At 74.6% G+C, this 22,059-nt stretch carries 22 protein-coding genes and 1 tRNA gene; 8 read left to right on the top strand and 15 right to left on the bottom strand.

All coding sequences use genetic code 11. The features are described 5' to 3' along the window. Window positions 1-129 precede the first annotated feature (129 nt). Window positions 130-714 carry a 2-C-methyl-D-erythritol 4-phosphate cytidylyltransferase gene (locus FE634_RS17385; protein ID WP_138876608.1) on the top strand — a complete coding sequence of 195 codons (585 nt, stop codon included), beginning with the start codon at window positions 130-132 and terminating at the stop codon, window positions 712-714. Here the strand turns inward: FE634_RS17385 and FE634_RS17380 are convergent. Further along, window positions 655-1,356, bottom strand: coding sequence for an IspD/TarI family cytidylyltransferase (locus tag FE634_RS17380; RefSeq protein WP_138876607.1), 702 nt, complete (start codon window positions 1,354-1,356; stop codon window positions 655-657). The genes FE634_RS17385 and FE634_RS17380 overlap by 60 nt on opposite strands. Window positions 1,357-1,446: 90 nt before the next feature. Between FE634_RS17380 and nirD the strand changes: the two genes are divergently transcribed. Next, window positions 1,447-1,809 carry a nitrite reductase small subunit NirD gene (nirD, locus tag FE634_RS17375; RefSeq protein ID WP_137293647.1) on the top strand — a complete coding sequence of 121 codons (363 nt, stop codon included), beginning with the start codon at window positions 1,447-1,449 and terminating at the stop codon, window positions 1,807-1,809. A 156-nt stretch (window positions 1,810-1,965) separates the two neighbouring features. On the opposite strand, the gene ispF is transcribed toward nirD, so the two are convergent. After that, on the bottom strand, window positions 1,966-2,388 hold the full coding sequence (ispF, locus tag FE634_RS17370) for a 2-C-methyl-D-erythritol 2,4-cyclodiphosphate synthase (protein ID WP_246060676.1): 423 nt from the start codon (window positions 2,386-2,388) through the stop codon (window positions 1,966-1,968). 118 nt (window positions 2,389-2,506) lie between these two features. Between ispF and FE634_RS17365 the strand changes: the two genes are divergently transcribed. Next, window positions 2,507-4,030: a molybdopterin-dependent oxidoreductase gene (locus tag FE634_RS17365; protein ID WP_138876605.1), complete on the top strand. Its 1,524-nt coding sequence runs from the start codon at window positions 2,507-2,509 to the stop codon at window positions 4,028-4,030. Between the two features lie 16 nt (window positions 4,031-4,046). Here the strand turns inward: FE634_RS17365 and FE634_RS17360 are convergent, their stop codons facing one another. After that, a complete protein-coding gene (locus tag FE634_RS17360) occupies window positions 4,047-5,339 on the bottom strand; it encodes a C39 family peptidase (protein WP_138876604.1) in 1,293 nt (430 codons plus the stop codon). Between the two features lie 85 nt (window positions 5,340-5,424). Between FE634_RS17360 and cysS the strand changes: the two genes are divergently transcribed. Beyond that, complete coding sequence (gene cysS / locus FE634_RS17355; protein ID WP_138876603.1) at window positions 5,425-6,813, top strand: cysteine--tRNA ligase; 1,389 nt, start codon at window positions 5,425-5,427, stop codon at window positions 6,811-6,813. Next, window positions 6,803-7,777, top strand: coding sequence for a 23S rRNA (guanosine(2251)-2'-O)-methyltransferase RlmB (gene rlmB, locus FE634_RS17350; protein WP_138876602.1), 975 nt, complete (start codon window positions 6,803-6,805; stop codon window positions 7,775-7,777). The genes cysS and rlmB overlap by 11 nt, the downstream gene beginning before the upstream one ends. Window positions 7,778-7,856: 79 nt before the next feature. Here the strand turns inward: rlmB and FE634_RS17345 are convergent, their stop codons facing one another. Continuing rightward, window positions 7,857-9,077: a DUF4032 domain-containing protein gene (locus tag FE634_RS17345; RefSeq protein ID WP_138876601.1), complete on the bottom strand. Its 1,221-nt coding sequence runs from the start codon at window positions 9,075-9,077 to the stop codon at window positions 7,857-7,859. 28 nt (window positions 9,078-9,105) lie between these two features. Next, window positions 9,106-9,576 carry a redox-sensitive transcriptional activator SoxR gene (soxR, locus tag FE634_RS17340; RefSeq protein ID WP_138876600.1) on the bottom strand — a complete coding sequence of 157 codons (471 nt, stop codon included), beginning with the start codon at window positions 9,574-9,576 and terminating at the stop codon, window positions 9,106-9,108. A gap of 81 nt (window positions 9,577-9,657) precedes the next feature. Here soxR and FE634_RS17335 point away from each other — a divergent pair. Then, window positions 9,658-9,733, top strand: a tRNA-Thr gene (locus FE634_RS17335). A gap of 52 nt (window positions 9,734-9,785) precedes the next feature. Here the strand turns inward: FE634_RS17335 and pdxY are convergent. Next, the gene (gene pdxY / locus FE634_RS17330; protein WP_138876599.1) at window positions 9,786-10,637 is read right to left on the bottom strand and encodes a pyridoxal kinase PdxY; all 852 of its coding nucleotides are present in this window, start codon (window positions 10,635-10,637) and stop codon (window positions 9,786-9,788) included. 34 nt (window positions 10,638-10,671) lie between these two features. Here pdxY and FE634_RS17325 point away from each other — a divergent pair, with 34 nt between their 5' ends. Continuing rightward, on the top strand, window positions 10,672-11,163 hold the full coding sequence (locus tag FE634_RS17325; protein ID WP_138876598.1) for a cupin domain-containing protein: 492 nt from the start codon (window positions 10,672-10,674) through the stop codon (window positions 11,161-11,163). Window positions 11,164-11,200: 37 nt separating this feature from the next. After that, window positions 11,201-12,154, top strand: coding sequence for an aldo/keto reductase (locus FE634_RS17320; protein WP_222847609.1), 954 nt, complete (start codon window positions 11,201-11,203; stop codon window positions 12,152-12,154). A gap of 18 nt (window positions 12,155-12,172) precedes the next feature. Here the strand turns inward: FE634_RS17320 and FE634_RS17315 are convergent, their stop codons facing one another. The 9 genes from FE634_RS17315 to FE634_RS17275 all read right to left on the bottom strand — a co-directional run bounded on the left by FE634_RS17315 (window position 12,173) and on the right by FE634_RS17275 (window position 21,992). Then, the gene (locus tag FE634_RS17315; RefSeq protein WP_138876597.1) at window positions 12,173-12,892 is read right to left on the bottom strand and encodes a uracil-DNA glycosylase; all 720 of its coding nucleotides are present in this window, start codon (window positions 12,890-12,892) and stop codon (window positions 12,173-12,175) included. Window positions 12,893-12,938: 46 nt separating this feature from the next. Then, complete coding sequence (locus tag FE634_RS17310) at window positions 12,939-14,420, bottom strand: pyridoxal phosphate-dependent decarboxylase family protein (protein ID WP_138876596.1); 1,482 nt, start codon at window positions 14,418-14,420, stop codon at window positions 12,939-12,941. Continuing rightward, window positions 14,417-15,784 (bottom strand): MFS transporter, encoded by a 1,368-nt coding sequence (locus FE634_RS17305; protein WP_262347465.1) that lies wholly within the window; start codon window positions 15,782-15,784, stop codon window positions 14,417-14,419. Before FE634_RS17305 ends, FE634_RS17310 begins: the two co-directional genes overlap by 4 nt. Before the next feature lie 36 nt (window positions 15,785-15,820). Next, complete coding sequence (locus FE634_RS17300) at window positions 15,821-16,555, bottom strand: D-Ala-D-Ala carboxypeptidase family metallohydrolase (RefSeq protein ID WP_138876595.1); 735 nt, start codon at window positions 16,553-16,555, stop codon at window positions 15,821-15,823. Window positions 16,556-16,704: 149 nt separating this feature from the next. After that, window positions 16,705-17,439, bottom strand: a complete 735-nt coding sequence (locus FE634_RS17295) for a M15 family metallopeptidase (protein ID WP_138876594.1) — start codon at window positions 17,437-17,439, stop codon at window positions 16,705-16,707. 113 nt (window positions 17,440-17,552) lie between these two features. After that, window positions 17,553-18,737, bottom strand: coding sequence for an alpha/beta fold hydrolase (locus FE634_RS17290; RefSeq protein ID WP_138876593.1), 1,185 nt, complete (start codon window positions 18,735-18,737; stop codon window positions 17,553-17,555). Between the two features lie 34 nt (window positions 18,738-18,771). After that, the gene (locus FE634_RS21180; protein ID WP_187366739.1) at window positions 18,772-19,872 is read right to left on the bottom strand and encodes a hypothetical protein; all 1,101 of its coding nucleotides are present in this window, start codon (window positions 19,870-19,872) and stop codon (window positions 18,772-18,774) included. A gap of 9 nt (window positions 19,873-19,881) precedes the next feature. Further along, window positions 19,882-20,550, bottom strand: a complete 669-nt coding sequence (locus tag FE634_RS17280) for a M15 family metallopeptidase (RefSeq protein WP_222847608.1) — start codon at window positions 20,548-20,550, stop codon at window positions 19,882-19,884. Further along, window positions 20,547-21,992, bottom strand: a complete 1,446-nt coding sequence (locus FE634_RS17275) for an alpha,alpha-trehalose-phosphate synthase (UDP-forming) (protein ID WP_138876592.1) — start codon at window positions 21,990-21,992, stop codon at window positions 20,547-20,549. Before FE634_RS17275 ends, FE634_RS17280 begins: the two co-directional genes overlap by 4 nt. Window positions 21,993-22,059: the final 67 nt, after the last annotated feature.

Raw genomic sequence — 22,059 nt, 5'->3', positions numbered from 1 at the left:
TCCCTTGCACCGAACTCCCGATCGGCCCCCGCACCCACGGTGCGGGGGCCGATCGCATCGGTGGGGTCCGCCACGTCCACGCCCGCCTTCCCGTGGCCGGCCGTCGGTCGTGACCCCTACGGTGAGGCCGTGGACCACGACGACCTGTACGACGACGAGCCGCCGCCCTCGCTCGGGATCGTCGTCGACGACGACCGCGGCTCGCTGCCCTACCACCTCGTGCACGGCGAGGCGCTCGTCGCGGCGGCCGCGTGGGCGCTCGGGGAGGCCGGCGTCACGCTCGTCGACCAGTCCGTCCCCTGGGCCTCGGTGCGCGACTCCGGGGAGACGCTCGTGCTCCACGACAGCCTCTGCCCCCTGACCCCGCCCGACTTCATCGCCGCCTGCGTGGCGCGCTCGGTGGCGGACGACGTCGCCGTGGTCGGCGTCCGGCCGGTCACCGACACCGTCAAGCAGGTCACCGACGACCTCGTCGGCGCGACGCTCGACCGCGAGGGCCTGCTGGTCGTGTGCTCGCCGGTGGTGCTGCCGCCGTCCGCCGTCGCGAGCCTCGACTCGCTGCCCACGACCGACTTCACCGAGCTCGTGGTGCTGCTGCGCGAGCGCGGCGACGTCGTCCTGGTCGAGGCGCCGTCGGGCGCGATGCGGGTGACCTCAGACGACGACGTCCGGGTGCTCGAGGCGCTGGGCCAGGAGCCGCTCGGCCAGGCCTAGGTCGTGCGGCCAGGTCACCTTGAGGTTGACCGGCCCGCTGGCGACCGCGGCCACCGCGACGTCGGCCGCGTGGTGCTGGAGGCACGCCGCGGTGTCGGTGCCGCGGAACCCGTCCGCCTCGGCCCGCTCGTAGGCGGCCAGCAGCGCCGGTGCGCGGAAGGCCTGGGGCGTCTGCACGCCCGCCACCCCGCGGACCGCGCCGTCGGGCCCCAGCAGGGTCGGGGCCGGCACGACCGGGATCGCACCGCCGTGGGTGCGCGCCGCCTCGAGGACGGCCTCGAACAGCCCGGACGACGCCAGCGGCCGCGCGCCGTCGTGGATCGCGACCACGTCGACCACGCCGCGCTCGACGTCCTCGCGCAGCACCCGCAGGGCGGCCCACTCGGAGTCGTGGCGCGTCTCCCCGCCCTCGACCATCAGCACCTCGACGTCGCCGAGGTGCGCCGCGAGCGCCTCGGCGACGGCGTCCTGCTCGCCGGCCCGCACCACGACGACCAGCCGCACGACGTCGGCCAGGCCGAGCGCCGTCCGCACGGAGTGCGCGAGCACCGGGACACCGGCGAGGGGCAGCAGCACCTTGTTGACCTCCGCGCCGACGCGGGTCCCGCTCCCGGCGGCGAGGACGACGACGGCGGCAGGCACGCGTCGAGTCTCTCAGAGCCCGACCCAGACGTTTCACAGCCGTAACACTGCGAAACGTCTGCGTGTCGCCACGGAACCTACGGTCTCGACATGTCGCCCCGGTCATCCTCTCGGGAGGAGTGGCAGCCCGTCTGCCGGATCGCCGAGCTCGAGGTCGAGCGCGGCGTCGCCGCCCTGGTCCACGGTCAGTCCATCGCGATCTTCCGCACGCAGGACGACGTCGTCTACGCCCTCGGCAACCACGACCCGTTCGCCCGCGCCTCGATGATCGCCCGCGGCATCGTCGGCGTGCGCTCCGGCGTCCCCTTCGTCGCCTCGCCGACGCACCGCCACGCCTTCGACCTGCGCAGCGGACGCTGCCTCGACGACACCCACGTCTCGGTGCCGTCGTACGAGGTCAAGGTGGTCGAGGGCGTCGTCCTCGTCGGCCAGCGCCGCGCCGCGGCCGCCTGAGCCGACCCGTCCCTGATCAGCGACGGGTCAGCCTGGAAACCGCGCTGACCCGTCGCTGATCACTGACGGGTCAGCCTGGAAACCGCGCTGACCCGTCGCTGATCACTGACGGGTCAGCGGGGAAGCCGCGCCGACCCGTCGCTGATCAGCGACGGGTCAGCGGGGGTGGGCGACGACGAGGGCGGTGGCGATCGCGGCGGCGCCCTCGCCGCGGCCGGTGAGGCCGAGGCCGTCGGTGGTCGTCGCGGCGACCGAGACCGGGGCGCCGACGGCGGCGGACAGCACGCGCTCGGCCTCGGCCCGGCGGGCACCGAGGCGGGGCCGGAGCGCCACGACCTGGACGGCGACGTTGCCGATCGCGAAGCCGGCGGCGCGCACCCGGCGGGCGGTCTCCTCGAGCAGCGCGACGCCGGACGCGCCGGCCCAGGCGGGGTCGGAGGTGCCGTAGTTCGACCCGAGGTCACCCAGGCCGGACGCCGAGAACAGCGCGTCGCACGCGGCGTGGGCGGCGACGTCGGCGTCCGAGTGGCCCTCGAGGCCCTGGGCCTCCTCGGGGAAGGCCAGCCCGGCCAGGTGCATCGGGACGCCGTCGGCGTAGCGGTGGACGTCGACGCCGATCCCGGTGCGCGGCAGGGACGGCGGGTCGGGCGCGGCGGACGATGTCACGCGCCGATCATGCCTGAGGAACAATGCGCGCATGAGGAAGTCCGCGGCCGCCTGGGCCTTCGCCGGCCTGCTGGCCGGTTTCGCCGGGCTCGCCGCCGGGTTCCTGGCCGCGGAGCTGATGAACCTGCGGCTCGACCCGGTCGGGGCGGTCGCCGAGCTCGTGCACGGCTGGCTGCCCTCGGACGTCGTCTCGTGGGCGCGCGACGTCCCCGGTCCGTCGTTCACGACGCCGGGCATCCTGCTGCTCGGCGCGGTCGTCTTCGTCGTCCTGGGGCGCCTGGCCCGGCGCTCCCGGTGGCTGCCCGTCGTCGGGTACGTCGTCCTCGCGGCGCTGGGCGGCCTCGCGCTGCTCGAGGCCAACGGGGCGAGCCGCTGGTGGCTGCTCCCCGTGGTCGTCGGCTTCGTCGTGATGACCCTCGCGATGCTCCTGGTCGGTGAGCGGCTCCGGCGCCTCCAGGCGCTGCCCGACCAGGACGTCTACGGCCCCGCCTGGCGCGCCCGTCGCCGCGAGGTCCTCCTGGTCGCCGGCGTCGTGACCGTCGCGGCGGGGTTCGCGTTCGTGATGGCGCGCGTCGCCGGCCGCGACCTGCGCGAGGTCGAGTCGGAGCGTCGCACCAAGGTCCGCGAGGTGACCGCCCCCGACGTGCCCGCCGACGCCCGGCTCGACGTCGACGGAGCCGCGGCGTGGATGACGCCGATCGGCTCGTTCTACCTCGTCGACACCGCCGTGGTCCGGCCGGTGCTGCGGGCGCAGGACTGGACCGTGCGGATCCACGGCATGGTCACCACCGAGATCGAGCTGACCTTCGCCCAGCTGGTCGACCGCGGCCTCCACGAGGACTGGATGACGCTGGCCTGCGTGCAGAACGAGGTCGGCGGCGACCTGGTCGGCAACGCGTGGTTCAGCGGCGTCCTGCTGGAGCCGCTGCTGGCCGCGGCCGGGCCGCTCGAGGGCGCCGACGCCGTCCTGCAGACCGCCGAGGACGGCTGGACCTGCGGCACGCCGCTCGCGGCGATGACCGACGGGCGGGGCGCGATGCTCGCGGTCGCGATGAACGGCGAGCCGCTGACCGTCGAGCACGGCTACCCGGTGCGCACCGTCGTCCCCGGTCTCTACGGCTACGTGTCGGCGACGAAGTGGGTCGTCGACCTCGAGGTCACCCGGTTCGAGGACATCACCCCGTCCCCGACCGACCAGGGCTTCGCCGAGCTCGGGCCCACCAAGACGGCGTCGCGCATCGAGGTCCCGCAGGACGGCGCGACGGTGCCGTCGGGTCAGGTCGTCGTCGCCGGCACCGCCTGGGCGCCGGGCACCGGGATCGAGGACGTCGAGGTGCAGGTCGACGGCGGCCCCTGGGCGAGCGCCACCCTCGGCGGCGTGCCGAACGTCGACACCTGGGTGCAGTGGAAGCTCGCCGTCGAGGTGGAGCCCGGCGAGCACGCCGTCCTGGTGCGCGCCACCGACCGGGCCGGCCGGCAGCAGACCAGCGTGGCCACCGAGGTCAAGCCCGACGGTGCCACCGGCTGGCACACCGTCGCCTTCACCTCGACCTGACCGGTGCCGCCGCGCGTCACCAGTTGCCGGGCGAGCCCGCCGGGAGCGGGTGGGCGGAGTCGCGGATCACGTAGACCAGGCCTCCCGACCGGGTCAGCCACGCGTCCTCGAGCTGGGCGCGGTCGTAGGTGCGACGGACGCCGGCGCGGGTGGTGGACGCCGGGTCGTTGACGACGACGTCGCCGGTGGCGGTGAAGCCGACGATCACCAGCAGGTGCCCGGCGGTCGAGGAGATCGGGGCGCCGTCGAGCTCGCCGGCACCGAACGAGACCGAGGCCACCAGCGGGATCCCGGCGGCGATGAACCGCTCGGCCTCGCGCAGCGAGCGCAGGCGGGTGACGAACGCCTTGCCCGCGCGCGGGGCGGCGTAGGCGGTGTTGAACGGCCAGTTGCCGGTGCCGTCGTAGGAGTGGTCGAACGTGGCCCGGGCGGCGAAGTCGACCCACGGGTCGGTGTGGCCGCTGGGGACCCAGGAGTAGGCCCGCGGCCGCGGCAGCTTGCCGTAGTAGCCCAGCACCATCGACGTGGACGTCGGGCTGCACCACGCCTCGCCCCCGCCGCCCCACTGCGGGTAGTGACCGGTGTGGGTCATCTGCGAGTAGAGCGGGACGTCGAGCACCGTGCCGCGCGCGGGACCGGGACGCGAGGTGCCCGGGGCGTCGGCCGGCAGCCGTGAGGTGACCGCGCCGACGGTGTCGAGGGACGGCGTGGCCGTCGTGCCGGCGCGGCGGGCGAGCACGACCCGGACCTGCCAGGAGCCGAGGCCGGCCGGGGCGCGCCAGGTGTCGACGCTGACGTTGGCCAGGTCGTCGGCCTGCCCGCTCAGCGTGGTGCGCTCGAGGTGGGCGTCGGAGGAGGCCCAGCGGCCCAGGAGGTCCCAGCTGGACAGGCGGCCGGCGGCGTCGCGCCCGCGCACCCGCACCTCGACGAAGCTGTCGCCGGGCGTGGCCGCCGACCAGGACGGGATCAGCTCGGTGAAGGAGAAGCCCGGGGAGACCCAGGGCGACTCCCAGGTCGCGGCGTCGTAGCGCTTGCCCCCGACCGAGCGTCGGGCCGTCGGGCTGGCGAGGGTCACCCGGCCCCGGGCCACGGCGGCGCCGGAGACCTTGCCGGCGCGCAGCTCGGCGGTGGAGTCCCACTGGGCGTAGTCGATCTGGCGGGCCGTGGCGGGTGCCGCCTGCGCCGTACCGGGGCTCATCGCGGCAACGTAACAGGAGGCGAGGACGGCGCCGAGGCCGATCCGGACGAGGGGCCGCACGAGGGGCCGCACCAGGGGTCGCACGAGGGGCCGGACGTGGGGGAGGGTCACCGCAGCACGGTACGTCACACCGGTCACTCCTGCCACAGAAGTCGCGGATGCGCCGCCGGGCCCCGGCGTTCTCTAGACTCGGGCAGTGACTTTCCGGCTCTACGACACCGCGACGCGCGAGGTGCGCGACTTCGTCCCCCTGGAGGAGGGCAAGGCGGGCATCTACGTCTGCGGGCTCACGGTGCAGTCCGAGCCGCACGTCGGCCACGTCCGCTCGGCGGTCAACTTCGACGTGCTGCGGCGGTGGCTGACCCACACCGGCCACGACGTCACCTTCATCCGCAACGTCACCGACATCGACGACAAGATCCTCGCGAAGTCGGCCGAGCAGGGCCGCCCGTGGTTCAACCTCGCCTACGCGATGCACGCCGAGCTCACCAGGGCGCTCGCCTCGATCAACGTGCTGCCGCCGACCTACGAGCCCGGCGCCACCGGCCACGTGCCCGAGATGCTCGAGATGATCGCGACGCTGATCGAGGCGGGCCACGCCTATGCCGCCGACGACGGCTCCGGCGACGTCTACTTCGACGTCCGGTCCTGGCCCGCCTACGGCGAGCTCACCGGCCAGAAGGTCGACGACATGGAGCCGGCCGGCGACGCCGACCCGCGCGGCAAGCGCGACCCGCGCGACTTCGCGCTGTGGAAGGGCTGGAAGCGGGACACCGAGCCGGCGACCGCGGCCTGGCCCTCGCCCCACGGCCCCGGGCGCCCGGGCTGGCACATCGAGTGCTCGGCGATGGCCGGCAAGTACCTCGGCACCGCCTTCGACATCCACGGCGGCGGCGTCGACCTGCGCTTCCCGCACCACGAGAACGAGCAGGCCCAGTCGCGCGCGGCCGGCCACGCGTTCGCGTCGTACTGGATGCACAACGCCTGGATCACCACCGCCGGCGAGAAGATGAGCAAGTCCCTCGGCAACAGCCTGCTGGTGCCGAGGGTGCTCGAGCGGGTCCGCGGCATCGAGCTGCGCTTCTACATGGTCAGCGCCCACTACCGCTCCCACGTCGAGTTCTCCTTCGAGGCGCTGGAGGACGCCGCGGTCGGCTTCCGCCGGATCGAGACGTTCCTCGACAAGGCCGGCCCGGGCGAGGCGGGCGAGGTGCCCGCAGCCTTCGCCGCGGCCATGGACGACGACCTCGGGACGCCGGCCGCGGTCGCCGTCCTCTTCGACACCGTCCGCGAGGGCAACCGGGTCGAGGACCCCACCCTCGCCGCGGCCCAGGTGCGCGCCATGCTCGGCGTCCTCGGGCTCGACCCGGCCGACCCGGCGTGGGGTGGCGGCGCCGGCGACGACGCCGCGCTCACCGCGGCCGTCGACGCGCTCGTCGCCGGCCTGCTCGAGCAGCGGGCCGAGGCCCGGGCGGCCAAGGACTACGCGCGCGCGGACGTCATCCGCGACCAGATCAAGGCGGCCGGCATCGAGGTGGAGGACACCCCGACCGGCCCGAAGTGGAGTTTGAACAGTGCCGGGTAACTCACAGCGCAAGGGCTCGATCCGCAAGTCGAGCAAGAAGCCCGCCGCGGGCTCGGGCGGGCGCGTCAAGCGCGGCATCGAGGGCAAGGGCCCCACGCCGAAGGCGACCGACCGGCCCTACCACAAGGCGCACAAGGCGGCGCACGCCAAGCGCGACGGCGCCGGGCAGGGCGGGCGCTCGTCGTCCGGCAACCGGCAGCGACGCAAGGGCAGCGACTCCGAGTGGGTCGCGGGGCGCAACTCCGTGCTCGAGGCGCTGCGCGAGGGCATCCCGGTCAACGCCGTGTACGTCGCCGAGGGCGCCGAGCGCGACGGCCGGCTGCGCGAGGCGTTCAAGCTCTCCCAGGACAAGGGCGTCAGCCTGCTCGAGGTCAGCAAGGGTGAGCTCGACCGGCTGACGTCGGGCGCGATCCACCAGGGCCTCGCCGCCCGGATCCCGCCCTACAGCTACGCCCACCCCGACGACCTGCTCGACCTGGCCGACCAGAACCGCGAGAAGCCGCTGATCGTCGTGCTCGACTCGATCACCGACCCGCGCAACCTCGGTGCCGTCGTCCGCAGCGCCTCCGGGTTCGGCGCCCACGGCGTCGTCATCCCCGAGCGCCGGGCCGCCGGCATGACCGCCTCGGCCTGGAAGACCAGCGCCGGCGCGGCCGCCCGGATCCCGGTCGCGCAGACCGTCAACCTGGTCCGCCAGCTCAAGGCGTTCCAGGACGAGGGCTGCATGGTCGTCGGCCTCGCCGCCGACGGCGACCTCTCCCTGCCCGACCTGGTGGCCGACGCCGACCTGGCCCGCGGCCCGCTCGTCGTGGTCGTCGGGGCCGAGGGCGGCGGGCTGTCGCGCCTGGTCTCCGAGACCTGCGACCACCTGGTCTCGATCCCGATGGCGACCACGCTCGAGTCGCTCAACGCCGGCGTCGCTGCGTCGGTCTGCCTCTACGCGATCAACCAGGCCCGCAGCTGAGCCGACGGTCCGAGCCTGCGAGGGCGTGTCGAGACCCCCGGCTCGCCGAGGTCGGGACCTGGCGCCGGGGGCGACGTCGTCACTCGGCGTCACCCCCGAGCGGCAGGGCGAGCTCGTCGGGCTTGTGCCGCAGGATCGTCTCGACGTAGTCGCGCGCGGAGTCGAAGAGGTCGACCTCCGCGCCCGCGCGCTCGGAGAGGTACCAGCGGTGCTGGAGCACCTCGTGGAAGATCTCGGCCGGCTCGAGCTTGCCGCGGGCCTCGGGCGGGACCATCCGGGTGATCGGCTCGTAGACCTCGACCAGCCACCGGTTGGCGACCAGGTTGCGGTCCTCGCGGCCCAGGTCGTGGGCGGCGGTGTAGGAGGCGAGGTCGTTGAGCAGCCGGCGTGCCTGGGCGTCCTCGACGTTGAGGCCGGTCATCGCCTGCAGCTCGCGGCAGTGGTGGCCGAGCTCGACGACCTGGGGCTGGATCCGGACCGAGTCGCCGCCGAGGTCGGTGACGATGTCGAGCTCCTCGACGTCGAAGCCGAGGTCGTTGAGCCGCTCGATGCGCTGCTCGATGCGCCACATCTCGTCGGTGCCGAACTCCTCGACGATCGTCAGCTCGTCCCAGAGCGCGTGGTAGCGGTCGGCCAGCAGCTCGACGATCCCGTGGGCGCCGACGTCGGTGCCCAGGGACGTGCTGGCCTGCAGGTCGAGCAGCTCGGCGAAGACGTTCTCGGTGGCGATGGTGACGTCGTGCTCGCGCATGCCCGACGACAGCGTCTCGCGCAGCTCGCCGGTCTCGGCGTCGACGAGGTAGGCCGCGAACCCGCCCGCCGCGCGCCGGAAGAGCACGTTGCTGAGGGAGACGTCGCCCCAGTAGAAGCCGGCCAGGTGCAGCCGCACGAGCAGGACGACGATCGCGTCGACCAGGGAGGGGATGTTGTCGACGGTGAGCCCGTGGGAGAACAGGCTCCGGTAGGGGAGCGAGAAGCGCAGGTGCTCGGTCATCAGGGCCGCCGGCAGGTCCTCGCCCGCGGCGTCCGTGCGGCCGGTGACCACCCCCTGCGGGACGACGGCCGGCAGGCCCATCCGCTGGAGGTCGCGCAGCAGCCGGTACTCGCGGAACGCGATCTCCGCGACGGTCTCCTTGACCGCGTAGGTGCGCTGGCCGAGCCGGACGATCCGGACGACGTGGCGGCTCAGCCCGCGCGGCAGCGGCACCACGTGCTCGTCGGTCCACTCCTCGAGCGGAGTCGCCCAGGGCAGCGTCAGCAGGGCCGGGTCGGGGCGGTTGGCCACGATGTGCAACGCCATGGCGCCACCGTAGCGGCCCCCGCGCCCCCTAGTCCCCGTCCGCGGGCGCCGGATCCCGGGCCGCCGGGGCCCTCGGCTCGAGCAGCACCGCGCCCACCCCCTGCTCGTGCAGCGTGTCGCCGGGGTTGGTGAGGGCGCAGCTGCGCAGGCTCAGGCAGCCGCAGCCGATGCAGGCGTCGAGCCGGTCGCGCAGCAGCTCGATCCGGCGGATCTGCTCGTCGAGCCGCGGTCGCCAGGCCCGGCTGATGCGGTGCCAGTCCGACTTCGTCGGGGTCCGGCCCTCCGGCAGCTCGGCCAGCGCGGCGCCGATCTCCTCGAGGGTGAGGCCGACGCGCTGCGCGGTCCGGACGAAGGCCACCCGGCGCAGGGTCGACTTGGCGTAGCGGCGCTGGTTGCCCGTCGTCCGCTCGGAGTCGATCAGGCCGCGCTCCTCGTAGAAGCGCAGCGCGCTCGGTGCGACCCCCGACCGCTCCGCGAGCTGGCCGATCGTGAGTGACATGGGAAGACTGTACTTCGAGCGAGGTTGAGGTTGCCGGTCGCGCGCGACGGGGCTCGGGAGGCCAGTAGGATGCCTGCGCACGCCGGTGTAGCTCAGTTGGTAGAGCGCTTCTCTTGTAAAGAAGATGTCGCGGGTTCGACTCCTGTCACCGGCTCCACCCGCCCCGGCCGGGCGCACCCGAGCGCAGCCAGGCCCGACCCGGGCTCGGCTCAGCGCAGGCGGCGGGCCGCGAAGCGCGGCTCGGTCGAGGCGATGGCGTCCTGGGCGGCCACCAGCTGGATCTCGCGGGTGCCCGCGGCCAGCGTGGCCTCCAGGACGGCGTAGACCGCGGACGTCGTGAGCTCGAGCGCCCGCGCCGGGGACCCGGTGCTGCGCAGGTGGGCCAGGTAGAGCGCGGCGGTGACGTCGCCGCACCCGTTGGGGGCGATGGGCAGCAGCGGCGTCGTGACGGCCCACGCGCCGTCGTCGGAGACGGCGACGACGTCGAGGGTGTCGGGCGCGGAGTCGCCGTGCAGCACCGACGTCACCAGGACGTCGCGCGGGCCGGCGGCGCGCACGACGTCGACGGCGGCCAGGACCTCCTCGAGGGTGCCGGTCTCGCGGCCGGCGAGGAAGTCGAGCTCGAAGTGGTTCGGGGTGACGACGTCGGCGCGGGGGACCACCTGGTCGCGCATGTACTCCGGGATGCCCGGCTTGACGAACATGCCCCGGCCGCGGTCGCCCATCACGGGGTCGCAGCAGTAGACGGCGTCGGGGTTGAGCTCCTTGACCCGCGCGACGGCGTCGAGGATCACCGCCCCGACGGCGGGGTCGCCCTGGTAGCCGGACAGGACGGCGTCCGCGGTACCGAGGACACCGCGGTCCTCGATGCCGGCGATGACCTCGCGGACGTCGGCGGGGTCGAGGAGCGGACCGCGCCAGGCGCCGTACCCGGTGTGGTTGGAGAAGTGCACCGTCAGCACCGGCCACACCTCGTGGCCGAGGCGCTGGAGCGGGAAGACCGCGGCGGAGTTGCCGACGTGCCCGTAGGCGACCGAGGACTGGATCGACAGGATCTTCACCGAACCATCGTGCCAGAGGTGGCACCCTGGACCCATGTCGCTGCCCCGCGGTCGCCACTACCCGCCCGACACCTACCACGGCACCGACGGGGAGGTGTCGGCCTGGATGCGGCGCGCCGGCGAGCCCGCCGACCTCACCTTCCGCGGCGGTGGCACCTGCGAGTACCTCGCCACCGGGGATCGCACCGAGGGACGCTTCGGCCTGTACCGGTGGAGCTTCGGCGAGGTCGAGAGCGGGCCCGACCCGCACTTCCACCGCTCGATCTCCGAGCAGTTCTACGTGCTCTCCGGCGAGGTGCGCCTCTTCGACGGCAGCGACTGGACGACCGCGAGGTCCGGCGACTTCCTCCACGTGCCCGAGGGCGGGGTGCACGGCTTCCGGGGCGGCGGGCACGCCACGATGCTGCTGATGTTCGCGCCGGGCGGGCCGCGGGAGGACTACTTCGAGACGCTGGCGCGGGGTGAGGAGATGAGCGAGGAGCAGCGGGCCGAGTTCATGGTCCGGCACGACACCTACTGGGTGTGACCGTGCCACCGTCACCGGGGCTGGGTAGCGTCGGAGCATGACGGACATGGACTACCGCCCCCTCGGCGACTCGGGACTGATGGTCAGCGCGGTCGGCCTCGGCTGCAACGCCTTCGGCCGTCGGGTCGACCTCGACGGCGTCCGCGGCATCCTCGACGCCGCGACCGACGTCGGGGTCACCCTGCTCGACACCGCCGACATCTACGGCGACGCGCCGGGCCGCAGCGAGGAGCTGCTGGGCCAGGCGCTCGACGGGCGCCGCGACGACTTCGTGCTGGCCACCAAGTTCGGCATGGACATGCGAGGCGCGCTCGGCGAGGACCACGGCGTCCGGGCCTCCCGACGCTACGTGCGCCGCGCGGTCGAGGCGAGCCTGCGCCGGCTCCGCACCGACCACATCGACCTCTACCAGCTGCACACCCCCGACGCGACCACGCCGGTCGAGGAGACCTTGTCGGTGCTCACCGACCTGGTCCGCGAGGGCGCGATCGGCTACCTCGGGTGCTCGAACTTCGCCGGGTGGCAGGTCGCGGACGCCGACTGGACCGCCCGCAGCGCCGGCCTCGAGCGGTTCGTCAGCGTGCAGAACCGCTACTCGCTGCTCGACCGGACCGTCGAGGACGAGGTGACCCCGGCCTGCGAGCAGCACGGCCTCGGCATCCTGCCGTTCTTCCCGCTCGAGTACGGCCTGCTCACCGGCAAGTACCGGCGAGGTCAGGCCGCGCCGTCCGGCTCGCGGGCCGCGGCCGGCGCCGCGCCGTGGCTCGAGGAGGCCGACTGGGACCGCATCGAGGCCGTGGAGGCCTACGCCGCCGCCCGCGACCTCGAACCGATCGACGTCGCCATCGCGGGGCTGGCCGCCCAGCCCGCCGTGGCGTCGGTCATCGCCGGCGTCAGCTCGGGCGACCAGGTGCGCCGCAACGCCGCGACCCTGGCCTGGGAGCCCACCGAGGCCGACCTGGTCGAGCTCGACGAGATCACCGCCGGCTGAGGGCCCCGGGGCGCTGCCCTACGGCGTCGGCTCCTCCGCCGGGGCGCCCAGCGACCAGTCGATCGGGTCGGCCCCCCGCTCGGCGAGCAGGGCGTTGGCCCGGCTGAACGGTCGCGAGCCGAAGAAGCCGCGCGAGGCCGACAGCGGGGAGGGGTGCGCCGACTCGACGACCGGCGTCGCCCCGAGCAGCGGCTTCAGGGACTGGGCGTCGCGGCCCCACAGGATCGCCACGAACGGCGGCCCCGACTCGGCCCGGGCGACGAGCGCGCGGATGGCGCACTCGGTGACCTCCTCCCACCCCTTTCCGCGGTGGGACGCCGGCGTGCCCGGCCGCACGGTCAGGGACCGGTTCAGCAGCATCACGCCCTGGTCGGACCACGCCGTGAGGTCGCCGTGGCGGGGCGGGACGACGTCGAGGTCGGCCCGGAGCTCGGTGTAGATGTTGACCAGGCTGCGCGGCAGCGGCCACACGTCGCGCTCGACCGCGAAGCTGAGCCCGATCGGGTGACCGGGCGTGGGATAGGGGTCCTGGCCGACGACGAGCACGCGGACGTCGGCCAGCGGGGCCCGGAACGCGCGGAAGACGGCGTCACCGGCCGGCAGGTACGGACGCCCGGCGGCCAGCTCCTCGCGCAGGAAGTCGCCGAGCCGCACCACCCGGTCCTCCACCGGCGCGAGGGCCTCCGCCCAGTCGGCGGCCATCAGTCCACGCTCGACGAGTCCCGCCAGTGCTCCCATGCCGCCGACGCTACCGGCGGCGGCTCGGCGGCGGCCCGGCGGCGGCTCAGCGGCGGCCGGGGAGCCGCGTCGGGCGCTGGAGCCGGTCGAGGAACGCGACGAGCACGGCCTCGCGCAGCGCGGGGGCGGCGAGGTCGAGCAGGGCGTTGACCTCGGCCATCCGGGTCGGGAGCGCGAGCCCGCCGTCGGCGCTCTCGCCGATCAGCCCCGCGGCCGCGAGCAGGCCGTCGAAGTCGTCGTCGCTGATCCCGGCCGGGTCGAGGGCCGTGACGAAGGCCGCGACGCCGGCGTCCACGACGACCGGCCCGGCGGCCCGGGCCGCCGCGGTCGCCTCGGCGAGGGCGGTGAGGAGCTCGGGCACGTGCGGCCGGGTGGCCGCGCTGACCGACAGGTGCACCGTCGCGGGGTGGCCGGCGTGGGACATCTGGGGCTGCACGTACCAGCCGCGGACGGCCATCTCGTCGCACAGCGTGAACGGGTCGAGCGTCTCGTCGGTGGCGAGCGCCACCAGCGTCGAGTCGGGCTCCACGACCACGCGCAGCCCGGGAACCGCGGCGACGCCGGCCACGATGGTGTCGACGGCCGCGAGGACCTCCCGGGAGAGGCGCTCGTAGCCGGCGTCCCCGATCGACTCGACGACCGCCCAGGCACCGGCCAGCGGGCCGCCCGACCTGGTCGACTGCAGCGTCGAGTTCAGCATCGTGTAACCCGGCCAGGCCGCGCTGGCGAAGTACTGCGCGCGCCGCAGCGCCGGGGTGCGGTGCAGCAGGAGCGAGGCGCCCTTGGGGGCGTAGGCGTACTTGTGGAGGTCGACCGAGATCGACGTGACCCCGTCGACGGCGAAGGTCCACGGCGCGACGTCACGGCCGAGCCGGGCGGCGTAGGGGAGCACCCAGCCGCCGATGCAGGCATCGACGTGGCACCGCAGGCCGCGCCCGGCCGCCAGGGCGGCGAGCTCGGTGACCGGGTCGACGACGCCGTGGGCGTAGGACGGCGCGCTGGCCACCACGAGCACCGCGCGGTCGCCGAGCCCGTCCAGCGCCCGCGCCGTGGCGGCGACGTCGGCCCGGAAGTCGGCGCCCACCGGCACGAGCACGGCCTCGACGCCGAAGTAGTGCGCCGCCTTGTGGAAGGCCGCGTGCGCGGTGTCGGGCAGCACCATCGCCGGGCGCACGACGTCCGGGTGGGCGTCGCGCGCGCCCTGCACGGCGAGCAGCACCGACTCGGTGCCGCCGGAGGTGATCGTCCCGACGACGGTGTCGGGTGCGTCGAGCAGGCCGGCGGCGAAGCCGACCAGGTCGTTCTCCATCGCCAGCAGGCTCGGGAACGCCGTGGGGTCGAGCCCGTTCGACCCGGCGAACGCCGCCACCGCCTCGCGGCCCACGCGGTCGACGTCGGCCAGCCCGGAGTCGTAGACGTAGGCGAGGGTGCGCCCGCCGTGCACGGGCAGGTCGGCGGCCTGCAGCGTCCGGAGCCGGGCCAGGACGCCGTCCTCGGCGACGGGGTGGTCGGTCTGGTCGGTGGTCATGCGCTCTCCTGCGGGTGGGCGGTCTGCTGGTCGAGCTCGTCGTCGAGGCGGTAGCGCGCCAGCCACCACAGGCTCGCCACGACGAGCACGGCGGGCAGAACCGAGAAGCCCAGCGTGATCGCGGTGACGGCGCTGTCGGGCTGGGCGACGTCGCCGGTCGTGCCGGAACGGTAGTCGCCGAGGGCGAGCACGAGCGCGAAGAGCCCCGGCCCCAGAGCCAGGCCGAGGGTCTCCCCGGCGGTCCAGACGCCGGTGTAGACGCCGGCCCGGTTCTCGCCGGTGGTGCGGGCGTCGGCGGCCGCCACGTCGGGGAGCATCGCGAGCGGGAAGACCTGGCAGCCGGCGTAGCCCACCCCGACCAGCGCGACCGCGGCGAAGACGGCCGCGGTGGGGGCGACCTGCGCGGTCGCCGCGACCGCGGCGCCGAGGGCCAGCACGAGCGAGGCGGCGGTGTAGGCCCGCCGCTTGCCGACGCGCGCGCCGACCGCCGACCAGACCGGCGTCAGCAGCAGCGCGGGACCCACGAAGCAGACGAAGAGGACGGTCGCGGAGCGGTCGCGGCCCAGGACGTCGCCGGCGAGGTAGTCGACGCCGGCCAGCATGCAGCCGGTGGCCAGGGCCTGCAGCACGAACGTCGTCAGGAGCAGCCGGAAGTCGCGGGCGCCGGCGACGACCCGCAGCTGGTCGCGCAGCGTGCCCGGCCCGGGGTCGACCGCGCCGATCGGTGCCCGGCGGGTGCCGCGGTAGGCGCCGACGACGCCGACCAGGATCAGCCCGGCCATGACCAGCCCCATCACCCGGTAGCCGTCGCGCCCGCCCACCGCGTCGCGGATCACCGGGGCGGTGGCGCCGGCCAGCAGGATGGTGAGGGCGAGGATCGCGACCCGCCACGTCATCAGCCGGGTGCGCTCGCCGTAGTCCTGGGTGATCTCGGCCGGCATCGCGACGAACGGCACCTGGAAGAAGGCGTAGGCCGAGGCGCAGGCCAGGAACACCACCAGCACCCAGGTCGTCTCCAGGACGCGGGAGTCCAGGTCGGGCCCGGCGAAGAGCAGCGCGAAGCCGGCCGCCAGCGCGATCCCCGCCCGGAGCAGCCACGGCCGCCGCGCGCCGCGCGGATCGACGGTGCGGTCGCTGATCCGCCCGGCGACCGGGTTCAGCACGACGTCCCACGCCTTCGGCAGGACGACGACCAGCCCGGCGAGCACGGCGGCCACCCCGAGGGTGTCGGTGAGGTAGGGCAGCAGCATCAGGCCCGGCACGGTGCCGAACGCGCCCGTGGCCACCGAGCCCATGCCGTAGCCCACCCGGACCGAGCGGGCCAGCGGTGCCGGCGCGGAGCCGACCGGGGTCGCGGAGGTCACCCGCTGCAGACTAGAGGGGCAGCGCCGCGACCGAGGTCAGATGCCGCAGGTCGGGGCGCTCCAGCTGCGACCGGCCCGGATGTCGACGTGCACGTGGTCGTCGTGGCCGGGGTAGCCGGGGCCGTAGATGCCGCCGAAGCCGTTCGAGCGGGCGTTCTGCGCGAGCGAGCAGAACGAGGCACCGACGAGGTCGATCGCGTTGCCGTAGGTGTGCTGGCCGGTGCCGCTGCCGCCGACCTGGCGGTCGCAGGCCTGCGACCGGAACCCCGACGTCACCGTGAGCGGCACGTTGCCCATCCGCTGGCGCAGGGCCTCGGCGCGCCACATCGCCCGCTTGAGGTTCTCCTTGACCTGGGCCGCCGGCACGGAGCCACCGCTGTAGCCCCCGGCGCCGCAGCCGCCGTCGACCTCGGCGTAGGAGAAGTGCGCCGGGGTGCAGTCGGCGTCCTGGAGGGCGTAGATCTTGGCGTACGTCGCCGGCCCCGCGACCCCGTCGGGGCCCAGGCCGTGGGCGGACTGGAAGTTGCGGACCGCCGCGACCGTCTGGGGGCCGTAGCTGCCGTCGATGCCCATGTTGACGCCGTAGCCGGCCCACCCGGCGACCCGCACCTGGAGTTCGGCGACGTCGGCGCCGCTCGCGCCCGAGGACAGGTTCCTGGTCCAGGAGTAGCACTCGTCGGCGTGGGCGGGCGCGGTGGTGGCCGCCGTGACGACGACGGCCCCGGGCAGGGTGAGGGCCAGGGCGGCGAGCAGGGAGCGGAGACGGGGCATGGAGGTCGTCCTTCCGTGGGGGGTGCGGTGCTCCCACCCTCCACCGGGCGGCACCGCGCCGGTACGGAGGTTTCCCTCGCCCCAGGACGACGACGACGACGCCGCCCGCCCCCACTCGTGGACGGACGGCGTCGCCAGTGGGTCGCGGCTCAGACGCCGCAGCTCGGGGCGGACCAGTACGACGGGGAGCGCAGGTCGACGTGCACGTGGTCGTCGTGGTCGGGGAAGCCGGGACCGAGGATGCCGCCGTAGCCGGTGGTGGTGGCGGTCTGCGCCATGCTGCAGAAGTCGTGGCCGACCAGGTCCAGGGCGTTGCCGTAGGTGTGCTGGCCCGAGCCGCTGCCGCCGACCGCGACGTCGCACGACGCCGACCGGAAGCCGTCGGTGACGGTGAGCGGGTGGTTCCCGAGCCGGTGCCGCAGCGCCTCGGCGCGCCACATCGAGCGCTCCAGGTTCTCCTTGACCGTGGCCTCGTCGACCGAGCCGCCCGCGAACCCGCCGGCGCCGCAGTTCTGGCTGACCTCGGCCCAGGAGAAGTGGGCGGTCGAGCAGTCGGCGTTCTGCAGCTCGTAGATCGCCTCGAAGGTGGCCTGGCCGGCGACGCCGTCCGCGGCCAGGCCGTGCGCGGACTGGAACCCCTGGACCGCGCGGGTGGTCTGCGGGCCGAACTGGCCGTCGATGGCCATGTTGGTGCCGTCGCCGATCCAGCCGGCGACCCGCGTCTGGAGCTCGGCGACCTCGGGTCCGCTCGCCCCTTCGGCCAGGCTGCCGCTCCAGGAGTAGCACTCGTCGGCGTGCGCGGGTGCCGACGTGGCGGCGCCGACGCCGACGATGCCGGTCGTGGTGAGGGCGAGGGCGGCGAGGGCCGCGCGCAGGCGGGGCATGGGTCGGTCCTTCCGGTCGAGGGCGGTGTGCTCCACCCTCCGCGACCCGCTGCCGTCGCGAAACCGGGGTATCCCTCGGTGCCGGAGCGGGCCCGACCGGGCCCGGCCGGGCCTCAGGGGGCGAGCGAGCGCGATGCCCCCGAGCCGTGGGTGCGGCGCCGCGACGTCCCGATGGGGACGTCGTCGGAGGGGTCGTCGTCGGAGGGGGCCGGCGGCACCGGCTCGTCGCCGGCGCCGGACCACTGGCCGAGCCAGTCGTCGAGGACGGCCCACGTGGAGCCACGCGCGGCGCGGCCGGTGAGCATGCCGAGGTGGCCGCCGGGCACGATCTCGAACTGGACCTCGGGCGAGCCGGTCAGCAGCGGCACGACCGCCTTGACCGCGCCGACCGGCGCGATCCCGTCGGTCGCGCCGGCGAGGACGAGCACGGGCACGGTGACGTCGGCGAGGGCGACCTCCCGGCCGCCGACGTCGAGGACGCCCGTCACGAGGGCGTTGCCCTTGACGAAGCGGTGGTAGAGCTGGCCGAACGTGCGACCGGGGTAGGCGGTCATCCCCGCCGTGAACCGGTCGACGGCCTGGATCTGGGCGAGGAAGTCGGCGTCGTCGTAGCGGGTGGCCTTCGCGAGCGGCTTGGTGACGAGCTTCTGGAACGACGACAGCTGGTAGGCCCACCGCACGAGGGGGGTGGGCGCCCCACCGAGGACGCGGTAGGCCCGGGTGACCAGGCCGTGGCCGTGGGCGACGTCGAGGAGCGGCCGCAGCGGTGCGACGAGCGGGACCTGGCTGACGTCGACCGGCGCCCCGAGGACGGTGACGGAGGCGATCGGCAGCTCCTGGTCGGCGGCGGCGGCGAGCAGCGTGAACAGCCCGCCGAGGCTCCAGCCGACGACGTGGACCGGGCGTCCACCGGCGTGCGCGGACGTGGCCCGGACGGCGGCCGGGACGACCTCCTCGATCCAGTGCTCCATGCCGAGGTTGCGGTCGCGGAACGACACCGGGCCGTACTCGACGAGGTAGGTCGGCCGGCCCTCGGTGACCAGGTGTTCGACCAGCGAGCAGCCGCGGCGCAGGTCGTAGCAGAGCGCGGGGGCGGCCAGGGGGGTCACCAGCAGGACGGGGTCGCCCTGCTCGAGCACCCGGGCCGCCGGCCGGTAGTGGTAGACCTCGCGCAGGGTGCCGTCGTCGATCAGCGTGCGCGGCATCGGCCGGAGGTCGGCCAGCCCGCCGTACAGGACCGTGTGCGCGAGGTTGCCCGCCGCCGAGACGACCTGGTCGGGCTTGGGGATGAGGTCCACGTTGGCAACGTACCCCGGCCCACCGACCGCCCGGTCAGAACCGGAAGCCGAGGGCGCCGATGATGTCGGCGTTGCCGTAGCGCAGGTAGTCGGCCGCCTTCTTCGCCGGCACGCCCTGCTGGTGGGTCTCGACGCTGATGACGATGAACTCGTTGATGTTGTTGGCCCGCCACGCGCCGGGCTTGCCGGTGAGGAAGGCGGCGTCCTCGAGCCTCCAGGACTCCTCCTCGATGAGCTCGTCGTCGATGGCCCGGGCGGCGGCCTTGGCGTCCTTCATCGTCAGCACGACGTGCGAGAGGGCGAGGTCGCCGCCGAGGGCGCGGTAGGTCCACTGGGAGGCACGCCGGCAGCCGAGGGAGGTGAGGGCGGCGTCGTTCTCGACGCCGGCGCAGCTGTCGTAGTCCCAGCCCTTCTTGAAGGCCGCCTCGAGCCTCGGGCTCCCGGGGAACTGGAACTCCCAGTCCGTCGCGTACTCCTGGTAGCTGAACGGGTCACCCGCGGGCGGGTCGACGGGGTCGCTCGGCGCGGGCGGCGAGGTGGGTGCCGGCGGCGACGTCGGCACCGGGGGCGTGGTCGGCTCGGTCGGCTCCGTGGGCTCGGTCGGCTCGGTGGGTTCCGTCGGCTCGGTCGGCTCGGTGGGCTCCGTGGGCTCGGACGACGTGCTGCTGGTCGGCGTGCCGGTCGGGTCGTCGCCGGCGTCGGAGCCCTGGTCGTCGTCGCGCAGCAGGCTGACGCCGAGGGCGGTGCCCGCGGTCAGCAGGACGGCCAGCACGACGCCGACGACCGCGAGGAGGCCGGTGCGCCGGCGGGGACCCTGGGGCGGGCCCGGCTGCCACGGACCCGAGGGTCCGTAGGGCCCGGACGGGCCGGACGGGCCGGCGTACGACGGGCCGGAGGGGTAGGAGGCCCACGGCGGCTGGGCGCCCGCCGGCGGGTAGCCGGGGTAGCCGGGTGCGCCGACCTGCGTGGGCGGGGCGCCCGCGGGCGGCGGGCCCTGCGGGGGGCGACCCGGGGGAGGCGGACCGGCCGGCTTGCCGAGGTCGGGCGGCGGCGCGCTGCCCCACGGTGAGCCCGACCCCGGCACCTGGGTCGGGTCGGAGCTGCCGGACGGCGGGGGTGGGGGCTGCTCGGGCACGAGCGGGTCCTACCCGCCGTCGGCGGGATCGAACCCGGTCGCGCCGAACAGCGCGTGCGGGGCACCGGTGGCCTGGGCCCAGTAGCGGTCGCCGTAGGACCAGTGCCACCACTCGGTCGGGTAGTTCACCAGTCCCGCCCCGCTCATCGCGCCCACCAGCTCGCGGCGCAGGAGCAGGGCGTCGCCGGTGACGTCGGGGTGGGCGGTGTAGCAGCGCCCGCCGCTCTCCTCGGGGCTGGCGTCGAGCGGGCAGCCGACGTCGAGGACCTCGCCGCCGGGCGTCGTGAGCACCACGTCGACCGCGGCCCCGGCCGTGTGGGGCGCGACCGCGGGCGGGGAGATGAAGCGGCTCGCGAGCCGGTGGATCGTCGCGGCGTCGTCGGTGGGCCGCTCGGTGCCGAGGCGGGCGGCGTAGCGCTCGAAGTAGTGGCGCTGCAGCGCCGGCGGTCGGTAGCCCTCGTTGAGGGCCAGGCGCAGGTCGGACGGCAGGGCGGCGGCGGCGTCGAGCAGGCGGTCGAGCACCGGACGGCGAACGTGGCGGGCCGCGACGGTCGCGCCGGTGAAGGCGAGCACCCCCGCGACGTCGACCAGGGCGTCGCCGGCGTCCTCGACCGGCACCGAGGTGACGGCGTCGTCGCACATCAGCACGACGTCGTCCCAGGTGGTGCGGCTCGTCACGAGCGCCCGACGGCCCGCACGCTCTTGGCGTGGGTGCTGTGCTCGACGTCGGCCAGCTCGGTCATGAACGCATCGGCCCACGCGGCGACGTCGTGCTTCTTGATCGTGCGGCGCATCGCCTTCATCCGGCGGGTCAGCTCCTTGCCGTCGGCCCGGTAGGCCTCGAGCAGCGCGGCCTTCATGCCGTTGATGTCGTAGGGGTTCACCAGCCAGGCCTGGCGCAGCTCGTCGGCGGCCCCGGCGAACTCCGAGAGCACCAGGGCACCGTCGTCGCCGGTGCGACAGGCGACGTACTCCTTGGCGACCAGGTTCATGCCGTCGCGGTAGGGGGTCACCACCATGACGTCGGCGGCCGTGTAGAGCGCGGCCATCTCCTCGCGCGGGTAGCTGCTGTGGAGGTAGCTGATCGCCGGGCGGCCGATCCGTCCCAGGTCGCCGTTGATGCGGCCGACGAGCCGGTCGATCTCGTCGCGCAGGATGCGGTACTGCTCGACCTGCTCGCGCGAGGGCACCGCGACCTGCACGAAGACGGCGTCCTCGACGTCGAGCTCACCGGTCTCGATGAGCTCGGCGTAGGCGCGCAGCCGGGCGTAGATGCCCTTGGTGTAGTCGAGGCGGTCGATGCCGAGGAAGATCCGGCGCGGGCTGCCCAGCGCCTCGCGGATCTCGGCCGCGCGGGCCACGACGGCCTCGTCGCTGGCCAGGGCCTCGAAGCCGGCGGCGTCGATGGAGATGGGGAAGGCGGCGGCCCGCACGGTGCGCCCGTCGGGCAGGTACACGAGGTCACGGTGGGTCTTGTGGCCGACGCGCTGCCGCACGAGCCGGACGAAGTTCGCCGCGCCGCCGGGCAGCTGGAAGCCGACCAGGTCGGCGCCGAGCAGGCCCTCGAGGAGCTGGCGGCGCCAGGGCAGCTGCTGGAACAGCTCGGCCGGCGGGAACGGGATGTGCAGGTAGAAGCCGATGCGGAGGTCGGGTCGCAGCTCGCGGAGCATCTGCGGCACCAGCTGCAGCTGGTAGTCGTGGACCCACACGGTCGCGCCCTCGGCGGCGACCGACGCCGCCTTGGCCGCGTACTTCTCGTTGACCTTGACGTAGCTGTCCCACCACTCGCGGTGGAACTCCGGCTTGGCGACCAGGTCGTGGTAGATCGGCCAGATCGTGGCGTTCGAGAACCCCTCGTAGAAGAGCTCGATCTCCTCGGCGGTCAGCCCGATCGGGACCAGCTGCAGGCCGTCGGCCTCGAACGGGTCGAGGTCGCCCGCGTCGGCGTCCTCGGAGGGGCCTCCGGGCCAGCCGATCCAGGTGCCGTCGTTGGCCCGCATGACCGGCTCGATCGCGGTGACCAGACCGCCCGGCGACGGGCGCCAGCCCTGCGTCCCGTCGGGCTGGGTGACCCGGTCGACCGGCAGACGGTTGGCGACGATGACGAGGTCGGCGGGCATCCCTGCACCCTAGGTCGTGCTGTCGGGCCAGCCCGACACCGCTACGGGTGGTGGCAGGATCGCGCAC

The sequence above is a fragment of the Nocardioides sp. S-1144 genome (assembly GCF_005954645.2).
Taxonomy (GTDB): Bacteria; Actinomycetota; Actinomycetes; order Propionibacteriales; family Nocardioidaceae; genus Nocardioides; species Nocardioides dongxiaopingii.
The sequence above is the reverse complement of the archived record's forward strand: the minus strand, read 5'-3'. Positions and strand labels throughout refer to the sequence as shown.